The sequence below is a fragment of the Amycolatopsis sp. 505 genome (genome assembly GCF_031625235.1).
Lineage (GTDB): Bacteria > Actinomycetota > Actinomycetes > Mycobacteriales > Pseudonocardiaceae > Amycolatopsis.
The window spans coordinates 533,674-549,265 of sequence record NZ_JACKQP010000007.1; the positions used below are offsets into that span (position 1 = coordinate 533,674).

The window sequence follows — 15,592 nt, forward strand, 5'->3', positions numbered from 1 at the left end:
CCTTTGTCAGGCGCGACCTTACAGCCGTAAGGGAGCGCCTGACAAGAGGAACGCCGCCGTCCACTCGGCCAGCTCCGTCAGCCGGCCGGTCAGTTCCTCGATCTCCGCCCAGCGGCGGTGTTCGCGCTCCAGGTCCGGGACCAGGAAGTCCTCCACCAGCAGCAACAGCGTCGCGATCTCGTAGGCGACGTCGGCGAGCTGCAGGAACGGCCGGTACTCCGCCTCCGTACCGGCCCCGTGCCGGGCGGCCCAGTCGCGGGCGCCGTGACCCGCCGTCCGGCACACCGCCACCACCGTGCGCCGCAGGTCGCCGCGGCGGGAGCCCGAGCCTCCTTCGGCCAGCGGGGCGACGTTCCAGGCCACCGACAGCAGGCAGCACCCGGCGTCGTCCATCGACTCGTTCATCACCGGACGTACTCTGCTGACCGGCACGCACAGCCGCGCCGCTCCGACTCGCTCGGTCACCCCATCGTGTGACCAACCGGCCCGGAACGGGTGAGCATCGGCACCGAGACGAAGTCCGCGAGCGCCTGCTGGCCGGCGGCGTTCGCGTGGATGCCGTCGCCGTTGTCGTACGCCGGGAGGATGCTGTTCGGCTTCAGCGGGTCCGCCAGCACGGTGTCGAAGTCCACGACCCCCGAACACGTGCCGCCGCAGGTGTTCCAGCGCTGCACGAACAGCGCGATCTCGTGCCGGGCCAGGTTCGCCTGGTCGCCGTACCCCGGCCGCGGCGTGCTGGGCGTGACGTACACCGCGATCCCGGCGGCCCGCAGCCGCGCGAACACCGCGCGGTAGCTGTCGAGCTGCCGAACGGCACGACGACGCCCGCCAGCGCGGCATTGTGCACGTCGACGGCGCTGACCACGTACGTCGACCCGACCGTGGCCGTGAACGCGCCGGCCGGGACGTCGCCGGTGTGGTCGCCCGAGCCCGGCGGCGTCAGGTAGTTGTCGCGCAAGGCCGCGCCGTGGCGGCCGGGCACGGCCGTGCCCTCGACCGACATGCTCACCGCGAGGTCGGAATCCGGGCGCGTCACCAGCTTCGTTTCGTCGCTCCACACCTCGCCACCGGCGGGAATCGTGACCGCGGGACGGCCGGCGAAGGTCAGGTCGCGCGCGAAGGTGACGGCGGCGCCGCCCGCGCTCGGCCCGGCCGTGGCGTGCCCGATGGTCAGCGGCCCGGTGCCGAAGGTGTTCTGGAACCGGACGCGCACGGCGTCGCCGCCCTGGCTGAGGTGGGTGATCATCCGCAGCGTCTGGCCGGTGACGGCCGCGTCGGCCCGGCCGTCCTGCGACTGCGCCCACGACGTGAACCACGCCCGCCCGGCTCCGGCGGCCCCCGGGGCGAACGCGAAGACAGCCGCGGAAACCACGGCGAGAAGGGCGAATCTGCGCACGGCGCCTCCCGAGTCCACAAAGGACGAACGTCGACGAGCTGCCCGCCGATGGTAAGCAGCCGGTCACGGAGGCGACAAGGTTTTGTCCGATCTTGTCAGCGGCGGCGGTCTCCGGTTCGATGGCGGACATGACCGAACCCCGCATCTTCGGCGATCCGCACGAAACCCCGGACGGGACCACGGTGATCCCGGTCCACCGGCCGGTCGGCGTGTTCGCGGTCCGCGACGGCCAGGCCAAGTGGGAGCCGGCGGTGGACGCCACGCGCGTCGCCCTGCTGGGCATCGGTGTCGGGCTGGTCGCGGCCACCCTCGCCGGGGTCGCCATGGTGCACCGGCCGCCGTGGCCGGACCTGCGCGGGTGGTGGCGCTAACCCTTCGCCAGCGCCTGGACCCGGCCGATCGGGCCGTTGTAGTAGTTCTGGTCCCCCGGCAGGCCGCCGCCCCGGGCGAACTGCCAGATGCTCTGCTTCGCCCACCCGGCCGGCAGTTCGCCGACCTCGGGGCCGTACCGGGCCAGCCACAGCGGGTCGGTGTTGCCGAAGCGGTTCGTGTTGCCGGTGCAGCGCTTCCACCACGCCGTGCTGGTGTAGATCAGCGCGCTGCGCTTGGCCTGCGCCAGGTAGGTGCGGGTGAAGTCGGTGATCCACGCCGTCAGGTCGGCCGGGTTCTTGCCATAGCAGACGTCGCCGTACGGGTTGTACTCGATGTCCAGCGCGCCGGGCAGTGTCGTGCCGTCCGGGCGCCAGCCGCCGCCGTGGGCGATGAAGTACGCCGCCTGCTCGGCGCCGCCCGAGACGTCCGGGCGGGCGAAGTGGTACGCGCCGCGGATGATGCCCGCCGCGTGCGCGCCGTCGTACTGCTGCGCGAACTGCGGGTTGACGAACCCGGTGCCCTCGGTCGCCTTGACGTAGGTGAACTTCGCCCCGGCACCCGCCGCGGCGGCCCAGTCGACCGGGCCCTGGTGCCCGCTGACGTCGTGCCCCAGCGTCTGCCCGACCGCCTCGGCGCGAGGTGTCCCGTGGACGCCCTCGTGCCGCGCGATCTGGGTGCCCGCGTAGTTCGTGTCCGCCGAGGAGTAGTCGGCTCGCGCCGGCGTCGCGACCACCACGGCCGCGAGCACCGCCAGCGCGGCCGCACCCGACAGCCGCTGTCCCGCCACGGTTCGGTTCATCCGGGCTCCGATCACGTCGGGAACAGGTCCGGAGCCCATGCTGCCTGCCGCGCGCGCTTCCCGCGAGGCGTCTGTCACCCGATGCAGTGATCTTCAGAGTTCGGTGGTGATGATCGCCTCGACGAGCACCTCCCCGGCCGGGGTCAGCTCGACGGCGTCCGGGCCCAACCGGACCAGGCCCCGCGAAGCCAGCGACCGGAACTTGCCCAGCCACGGCTCCGCGAACAGCGAGCGGCCCGGAAAGCGTTGGCGGTGCAGGGAATCCCGCACCGGCTGCAACGTCGTCAGCGCCATCTTGACGGCCCGCGCCTCCTGCGCCTCGGGCGTGAACCGGGTCGCCGACCCCAGCGGGATCCGGCCGGAGAGCACGGTTTCGGTGTAGCGGCGGGAGTTCACGTCGGTGATCGCCTCCGACGCGCGGCAGCTCGAACTGCCGCCGAGGCCGATCGCGACCTCGGGTTCCTGCTTGTCCTGGTCGACCATGATGGACTTCCACTTCTCGGGTCCGAGGCCGTCGCGCGCGAAGTACATCGTCGGGTGCTCGGTGTACCCGGCCGCGCGCAGGCCCTCGGTGAGCAGCTCCCGCATCTGGTACTGCTCGCCGAGCGGCGGCCAGCGGTGGCCGTCGCGCACCAGCTTGTCCCGGTAGGACGGCAGCTGCCACGCCGCCGGCTTCTCGCCGGTGACGCCGGTGCGCGTGTCGCTGTAGGACGCCAGGTGCAGCTTCGTGCAGACCACCGCGGTGACCTCGTTCTCCAGCACGGTGTCGAGGTCGCGGCGGACGCTGTCGAGGGTCTGGTCGAGCAGGCCGTACATCAGGTCGATGCTGACCCACTCGAAGCCCAGCGACCGGGCGTTGCGGACGAAGTCGACGCACATCTCCGCGGAGTGCTCCCGCCCGCACAGCTCGAGCACGTGGTCGTCGAACGACTGGACGCCGCTGGACAGCTTGGTGCAGCCCAGGTCCCGCAGCAGTTCCAGCTTGGCCGGGGTGAACGTGCTCGGGTCGCCCTCGAACCGGATCGTCGTCTCCGGCGTGAACCCGAAGTTCGACCGGTAGAACTCCAGCAGGCGCCGGATCTCGGGTTCCGGCAGCAGCGACGGCGTGCCGCCGAAGACGTTGAACTCGCCCACCTCGGCGCCACGCAGGTGGGGCACGGCCTCGAGCCACAGCTTCGCCTCGGCGATGTTGAGGTCGACCCAGTCCGCCGCCTTCTCCATCTTCCCCTTGACCAGCACGACCGGGTACTGGCAGAACCGGCAGCGGTAGGCGCACGTCGGGATGTAGGACCACAGGTGGATCGGCCCGGACGAAGCGAGCTGCGCGTCGAGGTCGGCCAGGAACTCCGCCGGCGTGCCGGGCACGTTGCCGGGGAACACGTGCGCCCCGAACGGGTCCTCCTGCACGAAGTCCAGGAGGTGCCGGTTCTCCGGCGCTTCGAGCACGTCGAGCACGGCGGGCCGCGGCCACGCGGGGTCGAGCGCGTGCAGCGAGCCGACGGCTTCCTCATAGCCCAGGGTCATCAGAACACCCCTCCGTTGCCGAAGTAGTTGTGGGCCTCGCCGGACTCCCGGTCTTCGCAGTAGTAGCGGACGAACTCGGCGAACCGCGCGGCCGGGATCTCCGCCAGGCAGGGCGGCAGTGGCGGCGGGTACCCGATGTCCTCGCCGACGTGCCGCCGCAGGCACGCGAACAGCTCGTCGGCGAACTCGAAGTACAGCCGGTAGGACGGCGTCTTGTAGGCGTGGATCGGGGTGAAGTCGACGACGCGCATCTCGTGCCGGATCTCGCTGATCCGCCGCGCCAGCCGCGCGGCGAGCTCGGGCCCGAAGAACGCGATGACGGCGGCGTCCTCGAGCAGCGCGGGGGTGAGCAGCACCGGCAGGATGGTGTTCTTCGGCGTGAAGTCCTTGATCGAGAACGCCCACGCCTGCTCGGCCTCGGCTTCGGTGAGGTCGGTGGGTTCCGAGGGCGCCGACGGCCGGATGTCGCGCATGACGATGATGCCGTCGGAGCCGTAGGCGCGGCCGGCGATGACCTCGTCGATGGCGTGGTCCACGCGCCGCGGGTTGATCTCGACGCGCGAGCGCGGCGCGTAGGTGATCGGGTCGCCGCCGTTGGCGACCTTGATCCCGAAGTCCCAGTCGTCGGAGAGGTGGTTGACGAACTTGCCGTCCTGCAGCTGGTAGAAGATCTCGATGCCGCCGGCGCGCTCGTAGGCGTCGCGCTCGACGGCGAAGCCCTTGCCGTCGGGGAAGCCGCCGAAGAGCGCGAAGGTGACGGCCCGGCAGCGCAGGGTCCGCTGGATCGCGTCCCACAGCCGTGGCCGGCCGGTGAAGTGCTCGGCGTTGTAGTAGTAGTCGCAGACGCCGATCGCGGCCTTGGTCGTCTCCATCGCGTCGAGGAGTTCGCTCAGCCAGTGCGCGTCGACGCGGCAGTCGGCGTCGGCGGAGACGAGGTAGAACCGCTCCCCCGGGTCGCTGTCGGGCCGGTTGCGGCTGCGGGCCGCGGCGAAGTCCATCCCGGCCCGCCGCGCGCACGAAACGCCCTGCTCCGGCTCGTGGATGACGTACAGGGCCAGGTCGGGGTGCGCGGCCGCGAAGGCGTGCGCGATGGCGACCGTGTCGTCGGTGGAGTTGTTGTCGACCAGCACGACCTCGTACCGGCTCTTGTCCAGGGGCGCGTCGCCGTCGCGCTGGTCGTGCAGGGTCCGCAGCACCTCCGGGAGGTTCGCGGCTTCGTTGTACACCGGCAGCACGACGCTCAGCCGCGTCGCCGCGCCCATCGGCGGTGGGTACAGCCGGTCGACCAGCTCGTCGACGACCCGCGCCCCGAACCGCGCCTGCCCGAGTTCCGAGTTCACCCGCACCACTTCCGCCCGTTTCCCTTCGTCGGTGATCAGCTCGGCGACTTCGCGCGCGAACGCCGCGTCCGGCAGGTCGCGGCTCCGGATGTCCAGCACCGGGGCCCGGAAGCCGGCGTAGACGACGTCGTAGAGCTCGTAGCCGCTGGTGATGTACGGCGTCCCGGAGGCGATCGCCTCGCTCACCGGGTTGCCGTAGCTCTCGTAGTCGTAGGAGGTCAGGAACGACACGACCGTCGCGTGCGCGAGGAGGTCGCGCACGGAGTACCGGCCGGGGACCGCGGTGTCGTACGGCGTCAGCCAGCCGCCGAACACGACCCGCTCGCGCACGCCCAGGCGCGTCGCGAGGTCGACGAGCCGGGCGTGCTCGGTCGGCGTCTCGCGGGTGTCGCCGGCGACGAACAGCCACGCGTCCGGCAGCAGCGCGAGCAGGTGGAGGTCCCGGTCGATGCGCTTCTGCGGGATGATCCGGGTGATCCGGGCCAGCAGCGGGACGCCGTCGGGAATGCCGTGGTCGCGCCGGAAAGCCGCGTTGCGCTCGTCGATCCGCGCGGGCGCGATGGCGAAGGAGTTCGGCAGGACGTCGATGTTGGCCAGGCCCGGCACCCACTCCAGGGTCCGCGCCAGCGCCTCTTCGTGCAGGGCGAAGTAGTGGATGTGCGGGGAGTTCCGCGGCGCGGGCACGCCGGGGTACGGGAACGTGCCGTACTTGGCGATCCCCGGCTCGCTCTGCCACATCAGGTCGTGGTCGCGCCAGAACACGAACCGGCCGAGCCGGTGCCGCGCGCCGTAGCGGCCGATCGCGGCGTACAGCGCCTCGGTGTAGGCGAGGTTTTCCGGCAGGGTCCCGTTTTCCACCAGGACCACGGTCACGCCCAGCCGTTCCCAGGTGGCCACCATCCGGTCCGCCAGTTCCCCGGCGATCCGGTCGATCTCGGGCCGCAGCGCGGTGTCACCGCCCTGCACGACTTCGCGCAGGACCCGCTCGACGAACGCGCGGTCGTAGCCGCGGATCCGCTCGACACCCTCGACGCGGTCGAGCGTGACCCACTCCGGCAGCAGCTGGGCCTCGTCGCGGTAGGGCCGGAAGAAGGCGTCCTTGTCGGCCTTGATGTCGTACCCGAGGTCGAGGTGGACGCGGTGGCCCCGACCGGCGAAGCGGTGCGCCGTCTTGAGGAACTCGACCACGACCCCGGACAGCGGAGTGGCGTCGAACGAGACGCCCCAGAGCACTGACATCGATGTCAAACCCCCGAATCGGCTTGGCCGTCGAGTCCAGCGTAAGCGCCGGGGTGTCGAACGGCCGTGTGAACGCGTTCGTGGTTGACCGCGGGCCGCCGCAGCCTCCACAGTGACCGCATGAACCGGGCCCTCGGGGTGCTGACCTGCGGCGCCCTCCTCTCGATCGTGCTCGGGGTCCTCGGCTCCGGGGAACCCTGGCTCGCCCTGGTGCTCGGCGTGGTCTTCGCCGCGCTGGCGACGGCGGCCTTCGGCTGGGTGCGCGACGGGAAGGGGCTCGCGTGGGGCGCGGCCTACGTCGCCGTGCAGCTGCCGCTGGCCTTCGTGCTCTTCACGATCGACGCCGGCGTCGGGACGACGCTGTTCCTCGTCGTCCTGGTCAGCCAGTGCGTGCTGCTGCGCCTGCCGCGGCCGGCGATCGCGCTCGTCATCGCCGTGGTCCCGCTCGTCCACCTGGGGATGTCGCTGGGCGAAGGCCTGCGGGAAGGGATCGGCACGCTCATCTCGGTGCTGTTCGCGGCGATCATCACCGAGCTGCTGCTGCGGGAGCAGCGGTCGCGCGCCGAACTCGCCGAAGCGCACGCGAAACTCCGCGACTACGCGGCCCAGGCGGAACGGCTCGCGACGGCGCAGGAGCGCAACCGGGTCGCCCGCGACATCCACGACGGGCTCGGGCATTCGCTCACCGTCGTCCAGATGCAGGTGAAGGCCGCGCGGGCGGTGTTGCCGACCGATCCCGGCAAGGCCGACGACGTCCTCGCGAAGGCGCAGGAGCAGGCGGAAACCGCGCTGGCCGAGGTGCGCCGCTCGGTGCGGACGCTGCGGGAGCCGCGGCCGGTCCCGGCACTGCCGGAGGCGCTGAAGGCCCTCGCGGAAGAGACGTCGGCGACCGGGGTCACGGCCCGGCTGACGGTGACCGGCACCGAACGCCCGCTGCCGGACGAGCAGCGCGAAGCCCTCTTCCGGGCCGCGCAGGAAGGCCTGACGAACGTGCGCAAGCACGCCGGCGCCGCCACGGCGGACGTCGTGCTCGACTACGCCGAGGCGGCGGTCCGGGTCGAGGTCCGCGACGACGGCCGCGGCAGCGACGGCGGCCCGCCGACCGGCTTCGGCCTGGTCGGGCTCCGGGAGCGGGCCGCCCACCTCGGCGGCGAGCTCGCCTTCACCTCGACCCCCGGCCGCGGCAGCGCCCTGACCATGGAGATCCCCGGATGACGCCGGTCCGCGTCCTGCTCGTCGACGACCAGGCCCTGTTCCGCGAGGCCCTGGCCACCCTGCTCGCCACGCACGACGGCATCGACGTCGTCGGCGAAGCCGGCAACGGCGACGAGGCCCTGCGCTCGGCGGCCGCGCTGACCCCGGACGTCGTCCTGATGGACCTGCGCATGCCGGTCCTCGACGGCGTGGCCGCGACCCGGCGGCTGCGGCTGGAGCAGCCCGGCACCCGGGTCATCGCGCTGACCACCTTCGACGACGACGAAGACGTCTTCGCGGCGTTGCGCGCGGGTGCCGTCGGATACCTGCTGAAGGACGTCTCGTCGGCGCGGCTGGTCGAGGCGGTGCTGGCCGCGGCGCGCGGGGAGTCCGTGCTGCAGCCGTCGGTGGCCGCGAAGGTGGTCGCGCGGTTCGCGCAGCTGCCGGACGCGCCGGAGCCCCGGCCGCAGCCGCTGGTGGTGCCGTTGTCCTCGCGCGAGCTCGACGTCCTGCGGCTGCTCGCCGACGGCCGCAGCAACCGCGAGATCGCCACGACGCTGTTCCTCGCCGAAGGCACGGTGAAGAACCACGTCACCAACGTGCTGGGCAAGCTCGGTGCCCGCGACCGCACCCAGGCCGCCCTGCGCGCGCGGGACCTCGGCCTGCTCTAGACCGTGACCCCCGGTCATGACTTCCGGCACCTGGCAGCACGGCCGCCGGCCGCGATCCTCCTTCCAGGAACAACCTGGAGGGACTCATGACCACCACCGAAACCCCGCGGACCACCGCCCGCAAGCTCGCCCGGTTCACCGGCCACTACGTCGAGATGGTCGTCGCCATGCTCGTCGGCATGGTGGCGCTCGCCCCGCTGTGGCCGTCCGCCTGGCTCGAACGCCCGGACGTCGACGCGCTCGTCATGGCCACGGACATGACCGTCGCGATGGTCCTGGCCATGGCGCTGCGCCGGCACTCGTGGCCGCGGATCGCCGAGATGGCCGCGGTGATGTACCTGCCGTTCGTCGCGCTGCTCGTGCCGTACTGGCTGGGCGCGATCTCCGGCACGGCCCTGATGGTCGCCGGGCACGTGATCATGTTCCCGCTGATGCTGGCCGCCATGGTGTGGCGCCGCGCCGAGTACTGGCACTGACCATGCTGAAGCGCATCGCCTTCCTCCTCGCCGCGGTGATCGCCGTGCTGGTGGTCCCCGCCGCGGGTGCGACCGTCGCCGCCCTCGGCGCGTTCGACGCGCTCTACGCCGCCGGCCCGGCGCGGCCCGTCCCCGCCGCGGCGCCGGGCCCCCACGACCCGGCCAAGCCGACCGCGGTGGTCGTCGTCGGCGACCGCGGTGCCGTCGTCTCCGACGCACTGGCCCCCTACGAGATCCTGGCCGCGACCGGCCGGTTCAACGTCTACACGGTCGCACCCCACCGCGAGCCGAAGCCGCTGACCGGCGGCCTCGACCTGGTGCCCGACTTCGACTTCGCCGGCCTCGCCACCCGGCTCGGGTCCCGGGCGCCGGACCTCGTCGTCGTGCCCGCGTTCCCGGACGTCGGCGAGCCCAGCGCCGAACCGGTCACGACGTGGCTGCGGGAGCAGGCCGCACGCGGCTCGAAGCTGCTGAGCGTCTGCAACGGCGGTGCGGTGCTCGCCTCCGCCGGGTTGCTCGACGGGCGGCCGGCCACCGCGCACTGGCTCAAGGTCGACGCCTGGGCCGCCGAATACCCGGCGGTGCGGTGGGTCCGCGGCGAACGGTTCGTCGACGACGGCACCGTCGTGACCACGGCCGGGATCCTCTCCGGCATCGACGGCACCCTGCACTGGGTCGAGCGGCTGGCCGGGCGCCAGGTGGCGGCCGACGCCGCGGCGGCCATCGGCTGGCGCCGCTACGGCACCGCGGTGCCGGTGCACCCCCCGGAGGGAACACCGGACGCGGCCGCGATCGTCAACGCCGGGTTCCGCTGGACCCCCGACGAGATCGGCGTGCTGCTCGCGAACGGCGTCGGCGAGGTCGAACTCGCGTCGGTGTTCGACACCGAAGGCCAGTCGCTGTCCTCGCGCACCCTCGCCGTGAGTCTCGACGGCGGCCCGATCCGCTCCCGGCACGGGCTGGTGTTCCTGCCCCGGGCGGCCCTCGCCTCGGCGGACCTCGACCGGCTGCTCGTGCCGGGCGCGACCCGCGGGATCACCGCACCCGGCGGGCCGGCGCCCGAGTACGTCCACGACCGGCCGGGCTTCCCGTACGACACCGCGGTGAGCGCGCTGTCCCGCCGCACCGACGTGGCGACCGCCCGGTGGACCGCGAAGGTCCTGGAGCTACCCGCCGACGACGTCGTCTTCGAAGGCGACGCCTGGCCGTGGCTGCCGACGGCGCTGCCGATCGCGCTGATCCTGGCGGGCGTCGCGGCGGTGGTCGTGGTCGTCCGGGTCCGGCGCAGGCGGCTCAGCCGAGCTGCCTGAGCTTCAGGTGGAAGTTGTCGAGAGTGGCCGGGAGCGGGCGGTCCGGGGACAGCACCGTCCCCGACGCCTGCTCGTACCGGTGGTCGCGCAGCAGGTTCGCCAGCATCGTGCTCGCGCAGAACTGGACCAGGTCCCGGCCCGGGCAGACGGCCGGGCCCGCGCTGAACGGGACCAGCGCCGGGTTCTCCGCCGCGCGGCCGTCGAGCCACAGGTCCGGGTCGAACCGGTCCGCGTACGGGAGGTCCGGGTCCCGGTGGAAGAACGGCGTGAAGATCAGCACCGTCGTCCCCGCCGGGCCCCAGGTCGTCTCTTCGGTGGTCTCGCGCAGGATCATCGGGGTGGTCGGCCACAGCCGGACCGCGTCCAGCACGCACGCGCGCAGGTAGCTCAGCTGGTTCGGCTCGGCCAGGTCGACGCCGCCGAGGTCCGTGCGGGCCCGGTCCAGGGCCGCCGGGTGACTCGCCAGCAGCGCCAGCGTCCGGTAGGTCGCCATGCCGGCCGCGTCGAACGCGAACAGCCAGTGCGCCACCTGGTCGGGCGCGGTGTCTTCGCCGGTCTCGGCGATCACGGCGGCGAGGCTGCCGGGCTCGGCGCGGCCGAGGTGGGCGACGAGCCGTGCGCGGAACTGTGCGTGCAGCTGCTTGCGCTTCGGGTGCAGGTACGCCCAGTTCGCGTCCAGCCGCAGCCGTTCGAGCTGGTCGGTGAGTGTCGTGTCGTCACGGGCTTGCGAGCCGAGCACGATCCGGCGCACCAGCCGCCACCAGGCGACGTTGAAGGTGTCCCAGTCGAGCGTTTCCGACGTCCGCAGGACGGCCGCCTCCTCGGCGGTGGCGCGGGCGAAGGGTGCCGCGAGCTCGTGCAGCGGACGGCCGGGTTCCAGGACGGCTTCGGTGAACCGGCGACGGGCGGGCCGGTCGGCCGGAGCGGAAATGAGGACGCCGTGCGGCTGGAAGTGCCCCAGCGCGGCGCGTTTCTCCACTGTGGACGGACTGAACGGCGTCGGGGCGCCGGCCAGCAGCCGCTTCACGTCCGCCCCGGACAGGGCCAGCCCGACCGACCGGCCGGGCACGCGCAGTTTCAGCGGGTGCCCGTAGTGGCGGTCGTGCAGCCGGCGCAGCAGCCGCACGGCCGGGCGGTCGTACTGCAGTTTCCCGGCCACCGCCATGGCCGCGGGACGGCGTTTAATCACCCCGCCGGCCAGCGTGGGCAGGGCCACTCCGAGCGCGACACGCAGGGTTTCGGCCACCGAAGCGGTCTCCGGGTGCGTGCGGTGTTCCCGAGTGGACGTCATGGCGCCCGGCTACCCGCGGGCGCCGGTCCGGAAACGCCGCTAGCCGCGCAGGGCGACGTTCAGTACGTCGCCGGCGTGGTCCAGGCAGTCCACGCAGATCACCGCGTCGCGCGCGGCGCAGTCGACCCGCAGCAGCGGCCGCCGGAGCCCGAGGAAGGTCCGGCGTTCCCGGCGCCCGCAGAAATCGCACACCGCGGCCAGCGGCGACGTCACCGCGGCCAGCACGTCACCGGCACCGCTTTCCCGGTCGGCACCGTCGCGCGCCACCCGCAGGCCGGCGCGGACGCAGTCGACGCAGATCGGCCCGCTCCGGCCGGGCACCCGGGGATCCCGCCGCCTCCCGCAGAACCGGCAGGGCCCGCCCGCCCCGTTCACCGCCGTCACCGCGGCCTCCTCGGTCCCGCCGCCCGCGCGCCACTCGCACCGCCCATGCAGACCGGCCCGCTCCGGCCGGCCACCCGAGGATCACGCCGCCGACCGGACAACCGACCTGCCTCGCCCGTCACCGCGGCCTCCTCGGTCCTGCCGCCCGCACGTCCCCCGCGCCGCTCACACAGAGCTGCCTGCCGGAGAACCGGCCTGCCCCGTACGTCACCGCGGCCTCCTCGGTTTCGCCGCCCGCGCGCCGGGAATCCGGGTCGCGGCGCGCCTCTTCCTGCCACGCTACCCGGCTGCCGGGTGCCCGGCCGATCGCGGTGGCGCGGGGACCGGTGAGCAGGAGGAGCCTTTGTCGTCGTTGACCGTGTTGTTCGGAGTGGCCGGCCTGCTGGCGCTCGCCGCGGCGATCGTGCCGAAGCTGGTCGCCGACCGGCCGTTCTCGGTGCCGCTGGTGATGCTCGGCGCCGGCGTCGTGCTCGGGCTGCTGCCGCTGCCCGCCCCCTACGGCAACGGCTGGAGCGACCCCGCCGCCCATCTGCACGGCGTGGAATCCTTCGCCCAGCTGGGCATTCTCGTCGCCCTCGCCGGAGCGGGCCTGTCGGTGGACCGTCCGTTCGGCCTGAAGCGCTGGGGCTCGACGTGGCGGCTGCTCGCCATCACCATGCCGGTGTCGATCCTCGCGATCGCCGTGCTCGGTCACTGGTGGCTGGCGCTGGCCCCCGGCATCGCCCTGCTGCTGGCCGCGGCGCTGGCGCCGACCGATCCGGTGCTGGCGGGCGACATCGGCGTCCCGCACCCCGACGTCGAGCCGGAACTGGCCCGCAACAACGAGATCCGCTTCACGCTCACGACCGAGGCCGGGCTCAACGACGGCCTGACCATGCCGTTCGTCCTCCTCGGCCTGGCCCTGGCGAGCGGGCAGCCGCGTCTGGAGCTGTCCTGGGTGCTGGTGGACCTGCTGCTGCCCCTGGCCGTCGGGGTCGTGGCCGGCCTGCTGAGCGGGCGGCTGCTCGGCTGGGCGATCTTCCGGGCGCCGTCGGACCGGCTGCGGCTGGCCGAGTACGCCGACGGCCTGGTCCTGCTGGCGCTGGCGTTCGTGCCCTACGCCCTTTCGGAACTGGTGCACGGCAACGGGTTCGTCGCCGTGTTCGTCGCGGCCGTCGCGGTCCGCACGCAGGAACGCGAGCACGACTACCACGGCGTCCTGCACGCCTTCGGCCACCAGCTGGAACGGCTGTTCGTCCCGCTCGCCCTGCTGGGACTGGGCCTGGCCATCGGCGACGGCCTGCTGCGCGGACTGCAGCCCCTCGAAGTGGTGCTCGCCGTCGTCGCCGTGCTCGTGGTCCGGCCGCTGGTGGGCTGGCTGTCCCTGCTCGGCGCGCCGTCGCCGGGCCGGCCGGCCACCGCGGCGATCGCGTTCTTCGGCGTCCGCGGCATCGGCACGCTCTACTACCTGGCCTACGCGCTCAACCGGCTTCCCGTGCCGCAGCAGGACGTGCTGTGGCGGGTCGGCGCGCTCGCCGTCGCGGTGTCGGTGGTCGTGCACGGCGTGCTCGCGGAGCCGGCGATCCAGCGGATCGAGCGGATGGGCGGGCACCTGCCGGCCGATGTGTAGCCCGCGAACCAGTGGGTAACCCCCAGGCAAGGCCCTTTTGGCGACTGGCCGATCCGGAAATGTCGCCATGACGGAAGGTGCACCCTGATGAACGACAAGCTGGAAAACAAGGGCGAAGAGCTCAAGGGCCGGGCCAAGGAAGCCGTCGGCGACGCCACCGGCAACGAGCAGTGGCAGGCCGAGGGCAAGTCCGACCAGGCCAAGGGCTCGCTCAAGCAGGCCGGCGAGAAGATCAAGGACGCTGTGAAGGGCGTCACGGACAAGAAGTGACCCGTTTCCCGCTGCCGCACCCCGGACGCCGGGGTGCGGCAGCGGGTTCGTGTCCGGGGGGACTGTGCATGTTCGAAGGCTTCACGCTGGAGCGCGTCGACGTCGGTGACGTGACGCTGCGGGTGCGCCACGGCGGCTCCGGGCCGCCGATCCTGCTGGTGCACGGGCATCCGCGGACGCACACGACGTGGCACCGCGTCGCCCCGCGGCTCGCCGAGCGGTTCACCGTCGTGTGCCCGGACACCCGCGGCTACGGCGAGTCCGCCAAGCCGCCGACCGACGAAAACCACACGCCGTACAGCAAACGCGTCATGGCGGCGGACTGCGTCGCGCTGATGCGGCACCTCGGGCACGACGAGTTCTTCGTGGCGGGCCACGACCGCGGCGCCTACGTGGCCACCCGCCTGGCGCTCGACCACCCGGACGTGATTCGCGGCGCGGCGATCCTCGACGCCGTCCCGATCGCCGAGGCCCTGGACCGCTGCGACGCGCGGTTCGCGCGCGAGTGGTACCACTGGTTCTTCTTCGCCCAGCCGGAAAAACCCGAGCGGGTGATCACCACCGATCCCGACGCCTGGTACGACGTCGGCACGCGCAACTCGCCCGAGCGGCTCGGTGCGGAGAACTTCGCCGACTTCCACCGCGCGATCCACGACCCGGCCACGGTCACCGCGATGCTCGAGGACTACCGCGCGGGCCTGGGCGTCGACCGCGCCCACGACGACGCCGACCGCGCCGCCGGCCGGCGGATCACCTGCCCCACCCTGGTGCTCTGGTCGAGCGACGACGACCTGGAAGACCTCTACGGTGACGTCCTGGCCGTCTGGCGGCCGTGGACGACCGACCTGCGCGGGCACGCGATCAAGTCCGGCCACCACGTCGCCGAGGAGAATCCCGAGGCCCTCGCGGCCGCGCTGGGTGAGTTCTTCGGCGGGCTTCAGCGGTAGCGGGAGGCGAGCTCCGGGCGCTGCCCGCCGAAGGCGGCGAGGTCGGCCCGGAAGACGGCGTCGAGCAGCCCGGCGTCCTCGACCCCCGGGGCGGTGACGACCTCCCCGAGCTCGAAGCCGCGCAGGGACGCGGTGACGACGTCGGCGGCGGACATCCGGGGCACCGCGCCGAGGTCGAGGCCCTGCCGCTCGTGGAACTCGGTCGCGACGACACCCGGGCACAGCACCTGCACCCGGACGCCGGTGCCCTCGAGCTCGGCGTTCAGGGTCTGGGACAGGGCGACCAGGTAGGCCAGCGAACCGGCGTAGACGGCCCGGCGGGGCATGACGGAGGCGTCGGCGGGGCCGCTGAACGCGATCATCCCGGCCACGTTGACGATCTTCCCCTCGCCGCGTTCCTGCATGCCCGCGACGGCCGCGCGGGTCAGCATGGTGGGCGCGGCGACCTTGACGTGAACGAGCTCGCCGGCCTTGCCGGCGGGCAGCTGGGCCAGCGGCATGTAGTGGGCGACGCCGGCGTTGTTGACCAGCAGGGTCAGCGGCTCGGCGGCGCAGAGCGCGGCGACGGCCGCGACGCCGTCGTCGGTGGACAGGTCGGCGGCCACCGTGCGGATCTCGGCGTCCGGGTGGGCGGCGGCGAGCTCGGCGAGGCGGTCCTCGCGGCGGCCGGTGACGATCAGGTCGTAGCCGTCGGCGGCGAGGCGGTCGGCGAAGGCCCGGCCGATGCCGGAGGTGGCGCCGGTGACGAGGGCGAGCTGCTTCATGGTCGC

17 protein-coding genes are annotated in these 15,592 nt (G+C 73.0%); 8 read left to right on the forward strand and 9 right to left on the reverse strand.

Features of this window, described 5'->3' with window-relative positions; all coding sequences use genetic code 11:
- Positions 1-18 precede the first annotated feature (18 nt).
- From H5965_RS27360 to H5965_RS27370, 3 genes are read right to left on the reverse strand one after another with little or no spacing between them, the layout of a single operon-like run.
- Entirely contained in the window at positions 19-405 is a 387-nt protein-coding gene (locus H5965_RS27360; RefSeq protein ID WP_396136954.1) for a hypothetical protein, read from the reverse strand.
- A 56-nt stretch (positions 406-461) separates the two neighbouring features.
- A complete protein-coding gene (locus tag H5965_RS27365) occupies positions 462-632 on the reverse strand; it encodes a hypothetical protein (protein WP_310973104.1) in 171 nt (56 codons plus the stop codon).
- The gene (locus H5965_RS27370) at positions 599-1,396 is read right to left on the reverse strand and encodes a hypothetical protein (RefSeq protein ID WP_310973105.1); all 798 of its coding nucleotides are present in this window, start codon (positions 1,394-1,396) and stop codon (positions 599-601) included. The genes H5965_RS27365 and H5965_RS27370 overlap by 34 nt, the downstream gene beginning before the upstream one ends.
- Positions 1,397-1,524: 128 nt before the next feature.
- Between H5965_RS27370 and H5965_RS27375 the strand changes: the two genes are divergently transcribed.
- Positions 1,525-1,767 carry a hypothetical protein gene (locus H5965_RS27375; protein ID WP_310973106.1) on the forward strand — a complete coding sequence of 81 codons (243 nt, stop codon included), beginning with the start codon at positions 1,525-1,527 and terminating at the stop codon, positions 1,765-1,767.
- Here H5965_RS27375 and H5965_RS27380 read toward each other — a convergent pair.
- The 3 genes from H5965_RS27380 to H5965_RS27390 all read right to left on the reverse strand — a co-directional run bounded on the left by H5965_RS27380 (position 1,764) and on the right by H5965_RS27390 (position 6,670).
- Entirely contained in the window at positions 1,764-2,567 is an 804-nt protein-coding gene (locus H5965_RS27380; protein ID WP_310973107.1) for a GH25 family lysozyme, read from the reverse strand. The genes H5965_RS27375 and H5965_RS27380 overlap by 4 nt on opposite strands.
- Positions 2,568-2,660: 93 nt before the next feature.
- A complete protein-coding gene (locus tag H5965_RS27385) occupies positions 2,661-4,091 on the reverse strand; it encodes a radical SAM protein (RefSeq protein WP_310973108.1) in 1,431 nt (476 codons plus the stop codon).
- Positions 4,091-6,670 (reverse strand): glycosyltransferase, encoded by a 2,580-nt coding sequence (locus H5965_RS27390; protein WP_310973109.1) that lies wholly within the window; start codon positions 6,668-6,670, stop codon positions 4,091-4,093. Before H5965_RS27390 ends, H5965_RS27385 begins: the two co-directional genes overlap by 1 nt.
- Positions 6,671-6,790: 120 nt before the next feature.
- Between H5965_RS27390 and H5965_RS27395 the strand changes: the two genes are divergently transcribed.
- The 4 genes from H5965_RS27395 (at position 6,791) to H5965_RS27410 (ending at position 10,321) form a co-directional block, all read left to right on the forward strand.
- Positions 6,791-7,885 (forward strand): sensor histidine kinase, encoded by a 1,095-nt coding sequence (locus H5965_RS27395; RefSeq protein WP_310973110.1) that lies wholly within the window; start codon positions 6,791-6,793, stop codon positions 7,883-7,885.
- Positions 7,882-8,535: a response regulator transcription factor gene (locus tag H5965_RS27400; protein ID WP_310973111.1), complete on the forward strand. Its 654-nt coding sequence runs from the start codon at positions 7,882-7,884 to the stop codon at positions 8,533-8,535. The genes H5965_RS27395 and H5965_RS27400 overlap by 4 nt, the downstream gene beginning before the upstream one ends.
- Before the next feature lie 86 nt (positions 8,536-8,621).
- Complete coding sequence (locus H5965_RS27405) at positions 8,622-9,011, forward strand: hypothetical protein (RefSeq protein ID WP_310973112.1); 390 nt, start codon at positions 8,622-8,624, stop codon at positions 9,009-9,011.
- Positions 9,012-9,013: 2 nt separating this feature from the next.
- Complete coding sequence (locus H5965_RS27410; RefSeq protein ID WP_310973113.1) at positions 9,014-10,321, forward strand: DJ-1/PfpI family protein; 1,308 nt, start codon at positions 9,014-9,016, stop codon at positions 10,319-10,321.
- On the opposite strand, the gene H5965_RS27415 is transcribed toward H5965_RS27410, so the two are convergent.
- Complete coding sequence (locus H5965_RS27415; protein ID WP_310973114.1) at positions 10,305-11,612, reverse strand: cytochrome P450; 1,308 nt, start codon at positions 11,610-11,612, stop codon at positions 10,305-10,307. The two genes, H5965_RS27410 and H5965_RS27415, sit on opposite strands and share 17 nt — an antisense overlap.
- Before the next feature lie 39 nt (positions 11,613-11,651).
- Entirely contained in the window at positions 11,652-11,996 is a 345-nt protein-coding gene (locus H5965_RS27420; RefSeq protein ID WP_310973115.1) for a hypothetical protein, read from the reverse strand.
- 343 nt (positions 11,997-12,339) lie between these two features.
- Between H5965_RS27420 and H5965_RS27425 the strand changes: the two genes are divergently transcribed.
- The 3 genes from H5965_RS27425 (at position 12,340) to H5965_RS27435 (ending at position 14,822) form a co-directional block, all read left to right on the forward strand.
- Positions 12,340-13,605 (forward strand): cation:proton antiporter, encoded by a 1,266-nt coding sequence (locus H5965_RS27425; RefSeq protein WP_310973116.1) that lies wholly within the window; start codon positions 12,340-12,342, stop codon positions 13,603-13,605.
- An 87-nt stretch (positions 13,606-13,692) separates the two neighbouring features.
- Positions 13,693-13,875: a CsbD family protein gene (locus H5965_RS27430; protein WP_308670772.1), complete on the forward strand. Its 183-nt coding sequence runs from the start codon at positions 13,693-13,695 to the stop codon at positions 13,873-13,875.
- 68 nt (positions 13,876-13,943) lie between these two features.
- Complete coding sequence (locus tag H5965_RS27435; RefSeq protein WP_310973117.1) at positions 13,944-14,822, forward strand: alpha/beta hydrolase; 879 nt, start codon at positions 13,944-13,946, stop codon at positions 14,820-14,822.
- Here H5965_RS27435 and H5965_RS27440 read toward each other — a convergent pair.
- Entirely contained in the window at positions 14,813-15,586 is a 774-nt protein-coding gene (locus H5965_RS27440) for an SDR family NAD(P)-dependent oxidoreductase (protein WP_310973118.1), read from the reverse strand. The two genes, H5965_RS27435 and H5965_RS27440, sit on opposite strands and share 10 nt — an antisense overlap.
- Positions 15,587-15,592 lie beyond the last annotated feature (6 nt).

Excerpts from the sequence above, each read along its gene's own strand:
- H5965_RS27415 (WP_310973114.1), bottom strand. The coding sequence starts at position 11,612 with ATGACGTCCACTCGGGAACACCGCACGCACCCGGAGACCGCTTCGGTG.
- H5965_RS27400 (WP_310973111.1), top strand. The coding sequence starts at position 7,882 with ATGACGCCGGTCCGCGTCCTGCTCGTCGACGACCAGGCCCTGTTCCGC.
- H5965_RS27405 (WP_310973112.1), top strand. The coding sequence starts at position 8,622 with ATGACCACCACCGAAACCCCGCGGACCACCGCCCGCAAGCTCGCCCGG.
- H5965_RS27360 (WP_396136954.1), bottom strand. The coding sequence starts at position 405 with ATGAACGAGTCGATGGACGACGCCGGGTGCTGCCTGCTGTCGGTGGCC.
- H5965_RS27395 (WP_310973110.1), top strand. The coding sequence starts at position 6,791 with ATGAACCGGGCCCTCGGGGTGCTGACCTGCGGCGCCCTCCTCTCGATC.
- H5965_RS27440 (WP_310973118.1), bottom strand. The coding sequence starts at position 15,586 with ATGAAGCAGCTCGCCCTCGTCACCGGCGCCACCTCCGGCATCGGCCGG.
- H5965_RS27390 (WP_310973109.1), bottom strand. The coding sequence starts at position 6,670 with ATGTCAGTGCTCTGGGGCGTCTCGTTCGACGCCACTCCGCTGTCCGGG.
- H5965_RS27380 (WP_310973107.1), bottom strand. The coding sequence starts at position 2,567 with ATGAACCGAACCGTGGCGGGACAGCGGCTGTCGGGTGCGGCCGCGCTG.
- H5965_RS27385 (WP_310973108.1), bottom strand. The coding sequence starts at position 4,091 with ATGACCCTGGGCTATGAGGAAGCCGTCGGCTCGCTGCACGCGCTCGAC.
- H5965_RS27375 (WP_310973106.1), top strand. The coding sequence starts at position 1,525 with ATGACCGAACCCCGCATCTTCGGCGATCCGCACGAAACCCCGGACGGG.
- H5965_RS27410 (WP_310973113.1), top strand. The coding sequence starts at position 9,014 with ATGCTGAAGCGCATCGCCTTCCTCCTCGCCGCGGTGATCGCCGTGCTG.
- H5965_RS27430 (WP_308670772.1), top strand. The coding sequence starts at position 13,693 with ATGAACGACAAGCTGGAAAACAAGGGCGAAGAGCTCAAGGGCCGGGCC.
- H5965_RS27435 (WP_310973117.1), top strand. The coding sequence starts at position 13,944 with ATGTTCGAAGGCTTCACGCTGGAGCGCGTCGACGTCGGTGACGTGACG.